At 70.7% G+C, this 12,181-nt stretch carries 10 protein-coding genes; 6 read left to right on the top strand and 4 right to left on the bottom strand.

Going from position 1 to position 12,181, the window contains the following annotated elements; all coding sequences use genetic code 11:
• The first annotated feature begins 70 nt into the window (after window positions 1–70).
• From GON04_RS25445 to GON04_RS25435, 3 genes are all read left to right on the top strand, one after another.
• A complete protein-coding gene (locus GON04_RS25445; RefSeq protein ID WP_157400927.1) occupies window positions 71–2,395 on the top strand; it encodes an NADP-dependent malic enzyme in 2,325 nt (774 codons plus the stop codon).
• 204 nt (window positions 2,396–2,599) lie between these two features.
• On the top strand, window positions 2,600–3,004 hold the full coding sequence (locus GON04_RS25440; RefSeq protein WP_157400926.1) for a guanyl-specific ribonuclease: 405 nt from the start codon (window positions 2,600–2,602) through the stop codon (window positions 3,002–3,004).
• 53 nt (window positions 3,005–3,057) lie between these two features.
• Window positions 3,058–3,486 (top strand): barstar family protein, encoded by a 429-nt coding sequence (locus GON04_RS25435; protein WP_157400925.1) that lies wholly within the window; start codon window positions 3,058–3,060, stop codon window positions 3,484–3,486.
• A 258-nt stretch (window positions 3,487–3,744) separates the two neighbouring features.
• On the opposite strand, the gene rsmA is transcribed toward GON04_RS25435, so the two are convergent.
• The 3 genes from rsmA to GON04_RS25420 are packed head-to-tail and all read right to left on the bottom strand — an operon-like array spanning window position 3,745 to window position 8,252.
• Window positions 3,745–4,503: a 16S rRNA (adenine(1518)-N(6)/adenine(1519)-N(6))-dimethyltransferase RsmA gene (gene rsmA / locus GON04_RS25430; protein WP_157400924.1), complete on the bottom strand. Its 759-nt coding sequence runs from the start codon at window positions 4,501–4,503 to the stop codon at window positions 3,745–3,747.
• A complete protein-coding gene (locus tag GON04_RS25425) occupies window positions 4,504–5,865 on the bottom strand; it encodes a peptidylprolyl isomerase (RefSeq protein ID WP_157400923.1) in 1,362 nt (453 codons plus the stop codon).
• Window positions 5,866–5,885: 20 nt separating this feature from the next.
• Window positions 5,886–8,252 (bottom strand): LPS-assembly protein LptD, encoded by a 2,367-nt coding sequence (locus tag GON04_RS25420; protein WP_157400922.1) that lies wholly within the window; start codon window positions 8,250–8,252, stop codon window positions 5,886–5,888.
• 71 nt (window positions 8,253–8,323) lie between these two features.
• Between GON04_RS25420 and GON04_RS25415 the strand changes: the two genes are divergently transcribed.
• The 3 genes from GON04_RS25415 to GON04_RS25405 are packed head-to-tail and all read left to right on the top strand — an operon-like array spanning window position 8,324 to window position 11,333.
• On the top strand, window positions 8,324–9,421 hold the full coding sequence (locus tag GON04_RS25415; RefSeq protein ID WP_157400921.1) for an aminoglycoside phosphotransferase family protein: 1,098 nt from the start codon (window positions 8,324–8,326) through the stop codon (window positions 9,419–9,421).
• A gap of 5 nt (window positions 9,422–9,426) precedes the next feature.
• On the top strand, window positions 9,427–10,158 hold the full coding sequence (locus GON04_RS25410; protein ID WP_157400920.1) for a 16S rRNA (uracil(1498)-N(3))-methyltransferase: 732 nt from the start codon (window positions 9,427–9,429) through the stop codon (window positions 10,156–10,158).
• Window positions 10,155–11,333: an MFS transporter gene (locus GON04_RS25405; protein ID WP_157400919.1), complete on the top strand. Its 1,179-nt coding sequence runs from the start codon at window positions 10,155–10,157 to the stop codon at window positions 11,331–11,333. Before GON04_RS25410 ends, GON04_RS25405 begins: the two co-directional genes overlap by 4 nt.
• Here the strand turns inward: GON04_RS25405 and GON04_RS25400 are convergent.
• Window positions 11,330–12,169 (bottom strand): alpha/beta fold hydrolase, encoded by an 840-nt coding sequence (locus GON04_RS25400; RefSeq protein ID WP_181653801.1) that lies wholly within the window; start codon window positions 12,167–12,169, stop codon window positions 11,330–11,332. The genes GON04_RS25405 and GON04_RS25400 overlap by 4 nt on opposite strands.
• Window positions 12,170–12,181: the final 12 nt, after the last annotated feature.

Raw genomic sequence — 12,181 nt, 5'->3', positions numbered from 1 at the left:
CTACAATCCCAACCCCCACGAAGCCCGGCATCACGCCGGCCGCAGTGCGCGCGAGAGGAGACGTTTCGCCATGCCCCCCACCGAATCGACGTTCAACCCGGTCGACAAGAGCGCCGAGTTGCGCCGAGCCGCGCTCGAGTACCACGAGCAGCCGACCCCCGGCAAGATCGCCATCGCGGCGACCAAGCAACTGGTCAACCAGCACGACCTGGCGCTGGCGTACTCGCCCGGCGTGGCGGCGCCCTGCGAGGAGATCGTCAAGGACCCGGCGGCGGCCTTCCGCTACACCGCCCGCGGCAACCTGGTGGCCGTGATCACCAACGGCACCGCGGTGCTGGGCCTGGGTGACATCGGCCCGCTGGCGGCCAAGCCGGTGATGGAAGGCAAGGGCGTCCTGTTCAAGAAGTTCGCCGGCATCGACGTCTTCGACATCGAGATCAACGAGAAGAACCTCGACAAGCTGGTCGACGTGATCGCCGCGCTGGAGCCCACCTTCGGCGGCATCAACCTGGAAGACATCAAGGCGCCGGACTGCTTCTACGTCGAACGCAAGCTGCGCGAGCGCATGAAGATCCCGGTCTTCCACGACGACCAGCACGGCACGGCGATCTGCGTCGGCGCGGCCATCATCAACGGCCTGAAGGTGGTCGGCAAGAACCTGCAGGACGTCAAGCTGGTGACCTCGGGCGCCGGCGCCGCGGCGCTGGCCTGCCTGAACCTGCTGGTCAAGCTGGGGCTGCCGAAGAAGAACATCTTCGCCACCGACCTGGCGGGCGTGGTGTACGAGGGCCGCAAGGAGCTGATGGACGACGACAAGCTGCCGTTCGCGCAGCCGACCTCGGCCCGCACGCTGGCCGAGGTGATCGAGGGCGCCGACATCTTCCTGGGCCTGTCGGCCAGCGGCGTGCTCAAGCCCGAGATGGTCAAGTCCATGGCCAAGGACCCGCTGATCCTGGCGCTGGCCAACCCGAACCCGGAAATCATGCCGGAGCTGGCGCGCTCGGTGCGGCCGGACGCCATCATGGCCACCGGCCGCACGGACTTCCCGAACCAGGTCAACAACGTCCTGTGCTTCCCGTACATCTTCCGCGGCGCACTCGACTGCGGCGCGACGACCATCACCGACGAGATGGAGATCGCCGCCGTCCACGCCATTGCCGAGCTGGCCCAGGCCGAGCAAAGCGAGGTGGTGGCCGCCGCCTACGCCGGCCAGAAGCTGGCGTTCGGGCCCGACTACCTGATCCCCAAGCCGTTCGACCCGCGCCTGATGATGAAGATCGCGCCGGCGGTGGCGGAAGCGGCCGTGGCCAGCGGCGTGGCCATGCGCCCGATCGCCGACATGGATGCCTACCGCGAGAAGCTGCAGAGCTTCGTGTACGCCTCCGGCACCGCCATGAAGCCGATCTTCACCGCCGCCAAGAGCGCGGCGAAGAAGCGGGTGGCGTTCTGCGAGGGCGAGGAGGAGCGCGTGCTGCGCGCGGCCCAGATCGTGGTGGACGAGGGCCTGGCGCGGCCGACCCTGATCGGCCGGCCGCAGATCATCGCCCAGCGCATCGAGAAGTTCGGCCTGCGGCTGCAGCAGGACCGTGACTTCGACGTCGTCAACACCGAGTGGGACGACCGCTACCGCGACTTCTGGCAGACCTACCACCGCATGATGGACCGCAAGGGCGTCACCGCCCAGATGGCCAAGATCGAGATGCGCCGGCGCCTGACGCTGATCGGTTCGATGCTGCTGCACAAGGAGCAGGTCGACGGGATGATCTGCGGCACCTGGGGCACCACCGACATCCACCTGCGCTGGATCGACCAGGTGATCGGCCGCCGCGAGGGCATCGGCACCTATGCCTGCATGAACGGCCTGCTGCTGCCGGGCCGGCAGGTGTTCCTGGTCGACACCCACGTCAACTACGACCCCACCGCCGTCCAGCTGGCCGAGATCACGATCCTGGCGGCCGAGGAAATGATGCGCTTCGGCATCAAGCCCAAGGCCGCGCTGCTGTCGCATTCCAATTTCGGCTCCAGCAGCCAGCCCAGCGCCCTGAAGATGCGCGAGGTGCTGGCCATGCTGCGCGAGCAGGCGCCCTGGCTGGAGGTCGACGGCGAGATGCACGGTGACCTGGCGCTCGACGGTGCCGCCCGCAAGCAGCTCATGCCCACCACCACCCTGGCCGGCGACGCCAACCTGCTGGTGCTGCCCAACATCGACGCCGCCAACATCGCCTACAACCTGCTCAAGGTGGCCGCCGGCGGCAACATCGCGGTCGGCCCGGTGCTGCTGGGCGCGGCCAAACCGGTGCACATCCTGACAGCCAGCACGACCGTACGGCGCATCGTCAACATGACGGCGCTCACCGTCGCCGACGCCAACGCTGCCCGCACCAGCCGCAGCTGACAAGCTGGCGCTAACTTAGCAGGCCGTCGACCCGCCCTGGAAAGGCCTTGGCGCCTGCCCAAAATTTGGGCAGGCGCTTGCCTTTTGTGACTGGATCGTTCACACTTGCGGGCTGAAATTTCCGGGTAAACCCGCGGATCTCATCGATCCAAGGCGCTGCCCGGACAGGCGTCCCAAGGCTCTCCCAGAAGGTCCGTTCGATTCATGGCGCGCTCCCAAGCGTTCAAGTTTGCACTTACTAGCTACTTGTTCGCCGCGGTGCTCACCGGCCCAGCCGTGGCGGTGGCCAGGGATGCATCGGACCCTCGAGCCGAGGCCGGTTCGACCACCATCCCGGTGGCCGCGCTGCCCCGGCAAGGCCGGGAAACCTACGAACTGATCCGCCAGGGCGGACCGTTCCCGTACGAAAAGGACGGCTCGGTGTTCGGCAACCGGGAGCGCATGCTTCCGGCGGCCAAGCGTGGCTACTGGCGCGAATACACCGTTGCGACGCCAGGTTCGCGCGACCGGGGAGCCCGGCGCATCGTGTGCGGCGGCCCACCCCGGCTGCCGGACGCTTGTTATTACACCGCTGACCATTACGCCAGTTTTCGCAAGATCGTGGAGTGAGCCCCAACATGAAGCGGGACCAGTTTTTGAATTCCTTGGAAAGAGACGCGGAGATGGAAACACGCCTTCGCCCTGACATCGCCGACACGCCCCTCAAGGGCGTGCGCAGCAACATCGTGCAGTCGATCCGCGCGTTCCGCGTGCAGGACCTGCAGGATGGCGCGCGCGCCCTGGGCCAGCACTTCCTGTACGCCAACCTGGCCAACGCCCAGAGCAAGCAGGACGTGCTGGACCTGCTGGCGCAGCAGTTCATCCTGCCGGCCCATTTCGGCAAGAACTTCGACGCCCTGTACGACTGCATGACCGACCCCGTGCACAAATCGGGCCCGCAGCCCGGCTTCGTGGTCGTGCTCGAGCAGATCCCCGCCACGGCGAAGTTCGACAAGGAAGCGCGCGAGCAGCTGCTGGACATCTTCCGCGACACGGCGGACTATTGGGCCGACCGGAAGATTCCATTCCGCTGTTTCTATTCTTTTCTGTAGCCCGTTCTGCACAAGCTGGCCAAGCAGAACGGGCGACCGAGGCCCAGGGCACCGATGCCCCCACCGCAGCCCCCGCGGTGACCGAATCCGGCGAGAAGATGCCGACCGACAAGCTGGTCGATGTCTCGCCGCTGGCGCTGCGCATGAGCAGCCCCTTCAACGCCGGCTACTGGCTGGCGGCCGCCTGACGGCGCGACGGGACCCCTGCCCCGTACCAAGCCCCGCTCCGGCGGGGCTTTTTTCATGGCCGACGCCTGCTCAGAGCCGCTGGGCGAGGGCCAGGTACTCGTCCACCGGCACCTCCTCGGCGCGCCGCTGCAGGTCGAAGCTGCCGGCGAAGCCGCGCTGGTCCAGCCACTTGCCCAGCGTGTGCCGCAGCAGCTTGCGGCGCTGGCTGAAGGCGACCTGCACCAGTTCGGACAGGCGCGCCGTGTCGACCGCCACGAAGCTGGCGTGCGGCACCATGCGCACCACCGCGCTGTCGACCCTGGGCGGCGGGTCGAAGGCCTGCGGCGGCACCGCCAGCACGTCCTCCATCGCATAGCGCCACTGCAGCATCACCGACAGCCGGCCGTAGTCGGCGCTGGCGGGCGCGGCCACCATGCGGTCGACCACCTCCTTCTGCAGCATGAAGTGCTGGTCCTGCACCACGCCGATGTGATCGAGCAGGTGGAACAGGATGGGCGTGGAGATGTTGTACGGCAGGTTGCCCACCACGCGCAGCCGGGGCGCGCCCAGCGTCTGCGCCAGCGCGCTGAAGTCGACCCGCAGCACGTCGGACTCGACCACCTGCAGCTGCGGATGCTGGCGCAGGCGTGCGGCCAGGTCGCGATCGAGTTCGACCACCGCCAGCCGGCCGACCCGCTCGACCAGCGGCTGCGTCAGCGCTGCCAGGCCGGGGCCGATCTCCACCATGGGCTCGCCGGCGCGCGGGGCGATGGCGCGCACGATGGCGTCGATGATGGCGCTGTCGGCCAGGAAGTGCTGGCCGAAGCGCTTGCGCGGGATGTGTTTCAACTACTGCGGCGGGTCGCGGTACTCGACGTACGCGCGACCGCGCACCTCCTGCGACCACTGCAAGAAGGCCTCGTCCAGCTTCTTCTCGCGCACCAGGTTGCGCGCCAGCTCGCGCTGTTCGCGGGCCGACAGGGTGGCCTGGCGCCGCTCCAGCAGCTGGATCAGGTGGGCCCCGAAGCGCGACGTCATCGGCTCGGCGATCTGCCCTGGCTGCAGCGTGCCCAGGACCTCCTCGAACTCGGGCACGAACTGGCCCGGGTTGGTCCAGCCCAGGTCGCCGCCGCGCGACGAGCTGGCGTCCTGCGAGAACTCGCGCGCGAGCTGTTCGAAGGTGGCGGTGCGCGATTCGATGCGGCGCTTGTAGTCGGCCAGCCGCGCCCGCGCCGCCGCCTCGGTCAGCTGGGCGCCGGTGCGCAGCAGGATGTGGCGCGAATGGGTCTGGGTGACGGTGGCGCCGGGCAGGCCGGCCTGCCGCCGTTCGACCACCTTGAGCACGTGGAAACCGGCGCCCGAGCGGATCACCTCGCTTACGCCGCCCACCGACAGGCCCTGCACCGCGTCCAGGAACAGCTGCGGGTAGCGCTCGGCCGAGCGCAGTCCGAGCTGGCCGCCACTGGCTGCCGCCCCCGCTGCCTCCGAAAAGTCGCGCGCCAGGACGGCGAAGTCCTCGCCGGCCCGGGCGCGCCGCAGCACGTCGTCGGCCTTGGTGCGCAAGGCCTGCACCTGCGCCTCCGTGGCGTTCTCGGGCACCGCGACCAGAACCTGGGCCAGGTTCAACTCGGTCTGCGACAGGTCGCCGCTGCTGCCCTGCTGCTCGCGCAGGAACTGCTCGACGTCGTTGTCGGTGACGCGCACCCGCTGCTCCACCTCGCGGTCGCGCAGGCGCGACAGCAGCAGCTGGTTGCGCAGGTCCTCGCGGAACGAGGACTGCGAGATGCCGTCCAGGGCCAGCCGGCGGCGCAGCTCGGCGACGTCGACCTGGTTCTGGCGTGCGAAGCTCTGCTCGGCCTGGTCGATCGTGCCTTCGTCGACCCGGATGCCGTTGTCGCGCGCCAGCTGCAGCTGCGCGCGCTCGCTGATCAGGCGCTCGAGCACCATGCGATTGAGCTCGCCGCGCGATGGCAGCGGGGTGCCCTGCTGGGTCAGCTGCTGCTCGAAGCGCAGCAGGCGCGTGCGCACCTCGTTGTTGGTGATCGGCTCCGAATTGACCACGGCCACGATGAAGTCGGCAGCGCGGGGACCGGTCTCGGCCGCCGCCGGCCGGCCGCCCCCCAGCTGGGGAGAGGCGCGCAGCTGCGCGGCGGCGGGCAGCGCGAGCGCGGCGGCACCGGCGAGCAGGAGGGCGAAGGCACGTGGGGTCATGACAGGGGCGCAGTCTCTTCTCAGTCGTAGTTGCTGAACCGGCTCGGCTGGAGCACGTTGGGGTCGCGCAGGAGCTGGTAACGCGGGATATTCTGGCGCAGTGGCGTCACGACGCTGGATCCGAGCCGGCTGAAGCCCACAAACTCGATCTGGAACAGGATGCGGGTGGCGGCGGTGGTCACGGTGCTGGACAACCGCTCCAGCACCACGCGGCCGATCCAGCAGCAGGCGTCGTACTCCAGGCCGACCACCGCATCCACCAGCCGGCGGTCCTTCAGGCTCCAGTTCAGGCGTCCCACCGAGTACCAGCGATTCGGGCCCTGGCCGCGGCCGGGCCCGAGGTCCTGGCCCCGGTCGCCCCACAGGTCGTTGATCGGCCATTGCCAGCCGACGTCGACCTGTTCGCTGAAGTCGCGCTGCAGCCGGTAGGCCGCGCTCACCAGCCGGTAGTTGCTCGGGTTGTAGCGCCCGCCGATGGTGGTGCGCTCGGAGCGTCCGAGGTTGGGGTTGTACTGCAGCGTGGAGTCCAGCGACCACTTGGGGATCCAGTTCAGCGAGGCCCCCAGCAGCAGGTCGGACACGCGCTCGGTCACCGGCGCCACGCCCGGCAGCGTGACCAGCTGGTCCTGGAAGCGCAGGCGCTGGGCGAAGCCGAAGCGGGCCAGCTCGGCGCCGGTGTCCGGCTCGATCAGCCGGCTGGTCACGCCCAGCGTCAGCAGGTTGTTGTCGGCGATGCGGTCGTAGCCGCCGAACGGGTTCTCGGTGTAGATGGTCGCGAAGTTGAAGTCGTTGGCGGCCGAGTCGTAGTTGGGCAGCTGCGACTGGTCGCGGAACGGCGTGTAGACGTAGAAGGCGCGCGGCTCCAGCGTCTGCACCACGGCCCGGCCGAAGAAGGCGGCCGGGCGCTCGAACACCAGTCCGCTGTCCAGGCTGAAGGTCGGCACGGTGCGGGCGGCGGCGGTCTCGCCGTTGGCCAGCGGCGCATCGAAGGAGTAGGTGGCGCTGTGGACCTGGAAGCGGGGCGTGATGAACCAGCCGGGCGCCTGCCAGGGCCGCTCGATGCGGCCGAGCAGGAAGCTGCGCTGCGCGTTCGGCTGCAGGGTCAGCTCGCGCACCGAATTGAAGCGCGTGGTGTCGGCCTCCAGCGACGCCACCAGCCCGTGGTCCAGGTCGGGCCGGGCGTAGCGCGTGTACAGCTGCGGCATGCGGTCGTAGGGCGGCGTGATCGGCGCGGTGACGTCCTGCAGGGTCTGCCACTGCAGCGCGCGCGCGCTGGCGTACCAGTAGCCGCGGGCCCAGGCCAGGATGCCGTCGCTGGGGAGCAGGCGCTGCGTGAGCGAGGCGCTGCTGCGGGTGAAGTCGCGCCAGTAGTCGTCGTCGCTGACCCGGTTCAGGTTCAGGCTCAGCGCCGTCCGGCCGGCGCTGAGGGTCTCCTGCAGCACGCCATCGTGGCGGTAGCTGTAGCCCCAGCGCAGCCGGTCGCGCAGCTTGTCGCCCGGCAGCACGTTGGCCTGCAACTGGCCGTTGTAGCTGGGCTCCAGGTAGCGGAACTCGCCGCCCAGCTCGACGCCGCGCTTGCTCAGCACGCGCGGCAGCAGCGTCGCGTCGCGGTTCGGCGCGATGTTCCAGTAGTAGGGCTGGCGGTATTCGAAACCGCTGACGCTGTCGATGCCGAAGGTCGGCGGCAGGAAGCCGGACTTGCGCCGGTCGCTGAGCGGGAAGGTGATCTGCGGGATCGGCAGCACCGGCATGCTGAAGAACGTGAGCACCGCGTTGGTGGCGGTGCCGGTGTCCTCCTCGTCGTCCAGGCGGATGCTGGCGGCGCGCATGATCCAGTCCGGCGTCCAGCCGGGCAGGTCCTGCGGCCGGCAGGTGGTGTAGGTGGCATTGCGCACCACCGAGCGCTTGTCGTCGATGAAGTCGACGCGGTCGGCCTGGCCGTAGGCGCCGTTGCGCAGGAACTCGTAGCTGGGCTGGTTGAAGAAGCCCTCGAAGGCGTCGACCTTGAGCTCCAGCTGCGGGCCGCGGTAGACGTTGCCCTGGCGGTTGATGCGGACGTTGCCGCGCGCCTTGGCCAGATCGTCGGGCTGGTAGTACTCCAGCCGGTCGGCCTTGATGACCGTGTCACCCCGCCGCAGTTCGGCCCCGCCCTCGACGATGGTCTCGAAATCGGTGCGCCCGGTGACGCGGTCGCCCTGCACGAAGGTGGGCAGCTGGTCCTTCTGGGCCGCCGGCAGCTGCTCGCGCAACAGCGGCGTGCGGCGCAGCGGCACGCCCGCCGCATCCACCGACTCGGACTGGGCCAGCGCAGCGCCGCCATGCACCAGCCAGCACGCCACCAGTGCCAGGGGCGTGGGCGCGAAACGGTTGCGCGGAGTCGGTTTCAAGAGTTGGGAGTCGCAGGTTCGCGCAACAACATGGAAGCCGGCGCAGGGGGCGTTTGTAGAATGGATTATCCATGAGCGATCCCCTGTCCACCCCGGCGCCAGACGCCGGCGCCGGCCCGTCCGTGGCCTGGTCCGACCCCCAACGCGAGCGTGCCTTCCAGCAGTGGCTGGCGGCCGTTGCCGGCCCGCACCAGCTCGATCCGGCCAGCCTGCGCCCGGCGTCGGCCGACGCCAGCTTCCGCCGCTACCTGCGGATCGACGGCGCCGCCGGCAGCCGCATCATCATGGACGCGCCCCCCGACAAGGAGGACTGCCGGCCGTTCGTGCACGTGGCCCGGCTGATGACCGAGGCCGGCCTGCACGTGCCGCGCGTGCTGGCCTGGGATGAGCCGCAGGGCTTCATGCTGCTGGACGACCTGGGCCGGCAGACCATGATCGAGGTCGTCGATCCGCAGCAGCCGCTGGCCAACCTGCCGCTGTACCTGCGGGCGGTCGACGCCCTGGTCGGCTGGCAGCTGGCCTCGCGCCCCGGCGTGCTGCCGCCCTACGACGAGGCGCTGCTGCAGCGCGAGCTGGCGCTGTTCCCCGACTGGTACCTGGCCCGCCACCGCGGCGTCGCGGTCGAGGGCAAGCTGCGCGAGACGCTCGACGGCCAGTTCCGGCTCATCGTCCAGCGCAACCTCGCCGCCCCCACCGTCTACGTGCACCGCGACTTCATGCCGCGCAACCTGATGCTGCCGGCGGCCGCGGACGAGCCGCGCCTGGGCGTGCTGGACTTCCAGGACGCGGTGCACGGGCCGGTCACCTACGACATCGCCAGCCTGATGCGCGACGCCTTCCTCAGCTGGGACGAGGAGTTCGTGCTCGACGTGACGGTGCGCTACTGGGAGAAGGCGCGCAAGGCCGGCCTGCCGGTGGGCGAGGATTTCGGCGAGTTCTACCGCGCCGTCGAGTGGATGGGCCTGCAGCGCCACCTCAAGGTGGCCGGCATCTTCGCCCGCCTGACGCTGCGCGACGGCAAGCCGAAGTACCTGGCCGACACGCCCCGCTTCATCGCCTACATCCGCGCCACCGCCGGCCGCTACCGCGAGCTGGCGCCGCTGCTGCAGCTGGTCGACACCGTCGAGGGCACCGCGGCCCCCAGCGGCTACGCCTTCGGGCGCGTCTGAGCGCCATGCCCCGGCTGCACTGCCCCGGCCCGCTGGTGCCCGGACAGCTGCTCGACCTGCCGGCCACCGCCGCCCGCCACGTGCAGGTGCTGCGGCTGCAGCCGGGTGCGGCGCTGACCCTGTTCGACGGCAGCGGCGGCGAGTGGTCCGCGACCGTCGAGAAGATGGGCCGCACCGACGTCCGGGTCCAGGTCGGCGCCCACGCGGCCGTCGAGCGCGAGGCGGCGCGCGAGGTGCACCTGGCGCTCGGCATCCCGGCCAACGACCGCATGGACTGGCTGGTCGAGAAGGCCGCCGAGCTGGGCGTCGCCAGCCTGCAGCCGCTCACCAGCGAGCGCAGCGTGCTGCGCCTGCAGGGCGAGCGCGCCGAGCGCCGCCAGGCGCACTGGCAGGCGATCGCCGCCGCCGCCTGCGAGCAGTGCGGCCGCAACCGGGTGCCGCCGGTGCACGCGCTGGCCGACCTGGCCAGCTGGCAACCGGCGGTGGCGGCGCGCCACGTGCTGTCGTTCGCCGACGATGCGCGCCCGCTGGCGCAGCTGCTGGCCGACCGCGCGCCGCTGCTGCTGCTGTCCGGCCCCGAGGGCGGCCTGAGCCCGCGCGAGGAAGCCGCGGCGCGCGCCGCCGGCTTCCAACCGGTCACGCTGGGTCGGCGCGTGCTGCGCGCCGACACCGCCCCGCTCGCGGCCCTGGCCGCCTTGACGCTCGCCGGCCCCGGCGCAGGAGACGACACCCGATGAACCGCGCACTGTGGCTGCTGGCCGCCTGCCAGGGGCTGTACCTGACGAACAACATCGTCTTCATCGCCATCAACGGCCTGGTCGGGCTGTCGCTCGCGCCGCAGGCCTGGATGGCGACGCTGCCGGTGATGGGCTACGTGATCGGTGGCGCCCTGTCGACCGGCCTGATCGCGCGCAGCCAGCAGCGCTGGGGCCGCCGGCGCTCGTTCCAGGCCGGGCTGGCGGTCGCCGTGCTGGCGGCGCTGCTGTGCCTGTACGCGGCGACCAGCCGCAACTTCTGGCTGCTCTGCCTGGCCACGCTGGTGGCCGGCTACTACAACGCCAACGCCGGCCTGTACCGCTTCGCCGCCGCCGACCTGGTCGCGCCGGCCCAGCGCGAGAAGGCGGTCTCGCTGGTGATGGCCGGCGGCCTGCTCGGGGCCGTGCTCGGCCCCAACCTGGCCGCGCAGACCCGCGACCTGTTCCCGGTGCCGTTCGCCGGCGCCTACCTGGCGCTGGCCGGCGTCGGCCTGCTGTCGATGGGCCTGATGGCGTTCCTGCGCTTCCCGTCGCCCCCGCCCCGGGACACCCTGCCGGCCGGGCGGCCGCTGGCGGCCATCCTGCGGCAGCCGGTCTTCATCGTCGCCGCCGCCGCCGGCGCCCTGAGCTTCGGCGTGATGAACCTGCTGATGGCCGCCACCCCGCTGGCGATGCAGCAGTGCGGGCTGCCGTTCGCCAGCGCCGCGGTGGTGCTGCAGTGGCACGTGATCGGCATGTTCGCCCCCGGCTTCTTCACCGGCAACCTGATCAAGCGCTTCAGCGCCCTGCCGGTGATGGGCGTCGGCGTGCTGCTGAACGTGGCCTGCATCGCGGTGGCGCTGTCGGGCGTGGACCTGCACGAATTCCTGCTGGCGCTGTTCCTGCTCGGGGTGGGCTGGAACTTCCTGTTCACCGGCAGCACCACGCTGTCGCTGTCGACCTACCGGCCGGAGGAGCGCGACAAGGCCCAGGGCGCGCTCAACTTCTTCGTCATGGCGACGCTGGCCTGCACGTCGCTGGCCTCGGGCGTGCTGGTCACCACCCAGGGCTGGTCGCTGCTGAACTGGGGTTCGCTGGTGCCGGTGGCCGTCACCGCGCTGGCACTGGCCTGGCTGGCGCTGCGGCGGCGGCGCGAGGCGGTCGCGAAACCGGCCTAGTAGCGGTCGTCCAGCCAGCGCTGCAGCGCCTCGTAGACCTTGGACGATTCGGGCTCGTTGAAGATCTCGTGGTACAGCGGCTCGAAGCAGCAGCTGCGCACCACCGCATCCGGCGCCGCCTCGGCGAACGCGTGGCTGCCGGCCGGGTCGACCAGGCGGTCGGAGCCGGCGTACAGCAGCAGGGTGGGCACCGACCAGCCCGCCGCCTTGGCGAGCACGCGCTGGCCCTCGTCGGCGATGAAGCCGGCCAGCCGGGCGCTGATGCGGTCGTGCACCAGCGGGTCGGCCCGGTAGTCGCGCTGCACCTGCGGATCGCGCGAGAGCCAGCGCGGGTCGAGCCCGCTGCCCACCCGCAGGTCGGGCGCCAGCCGCGGCAGGGTGCTCAGCAGCAGGCGCTGCAAAGGCCCGAGCCGCGGGGCCAGCGCCGGCGACGAGAGCACCAGCCCGTCGACCGCACGCGGATGCTCGGCGGCATAGCTGGCCGCCACCAACCCGCCCATGCTGTGCCCGAGCAGGACCAGCGGCAGCTCGCGCGGCGTGCGGCGGCGGGTGCTGTCGACGATCTCGGCCAGGTCGTGCACCAGCCGCCTGGCCACCGTGACGCCGCCGCGCGGGCCGCCCGATTCGCCATGGCCGTAGTGGTCGTGGCCGCGCACCGCGAAGCCCCAGTCGTTGAGCCGCTGGGCCAGGCCGTCGTGGCGGCCGGCATGTTCGCCCAGCCCGTGGACGAGGATCACCACGCCGCGCTGGCGGCGCTCGTCCGCCGCCGGCCAGTCGTGCACGGCGATGTTGTCGCCGTCGCTGGCGGTAAAGGTCGACAGGGTGGAGCGGGACACGGATGAGCCTTG

This window comes from Ramlibacter pinisoli (assembly GCF_009758015.1).
Lineage (GTDB): Bacteria > Pseudomonadota > Gammaproteobacteria > Burkholderiales > Burkholderiaceae_C > Ramlibacter > Ramlibacter pinisoli.
Note: the sequence above shows the minus strand (reverse complement) of the source record. Positions and strands in the feature narration are given on the sequence as shown.

Coding starts and splice junctions, on each gene's coding strand:
- GON04_RS25440 (WP_157400926.1), top strand. CDS start 2,600: ATGGCGCGCTCCCAAGCGTTCAAGTTTGCACTTACTAGCTACTTGTTC.
- GON04_RS25405 (WP_157400919.1), top strand. CDS start 10,155: ATGAACCGCGCACTGTGGCTGCTGGCCGCCTGCCAGGGGCTGTACCTG.
- GON04_RS25415 (WP_157400921.1), top strand. CDS start 8,324: ATGAGCGATCCCCTGTCCACCCCGGCGCCAGACGCCGGCGCCGGCCCG.
- GON04_RS25435 (WP_157400925.1), top strand. CDS start 3,058: ATGGAAACACGCCTTCGCCCTGACATCGCCGACACGCCCCTCAAGGGC.
- GON04_RS25410 (WP_157400920.1), top strand. CDS start 9,427: ATGCCCCGGCTGCACTGCCCCGGCCCGCTGGTGCCCGGACAGCTGCTC.
- GON04_RS25425 (WP_157400923.1), bottom strand. CDS start 5,865: ATGACCCCACGTGCCTTCGCCCTCCTGCTCGCCGGTGCCGCCGCGCTC.
- GON04_RS25445 (WP_157400927.1), top strand. CDS start 71: ATGCCCCCCACCGAATCGACGTTCAACCCGGTCGACAAGAGCGCCGAG.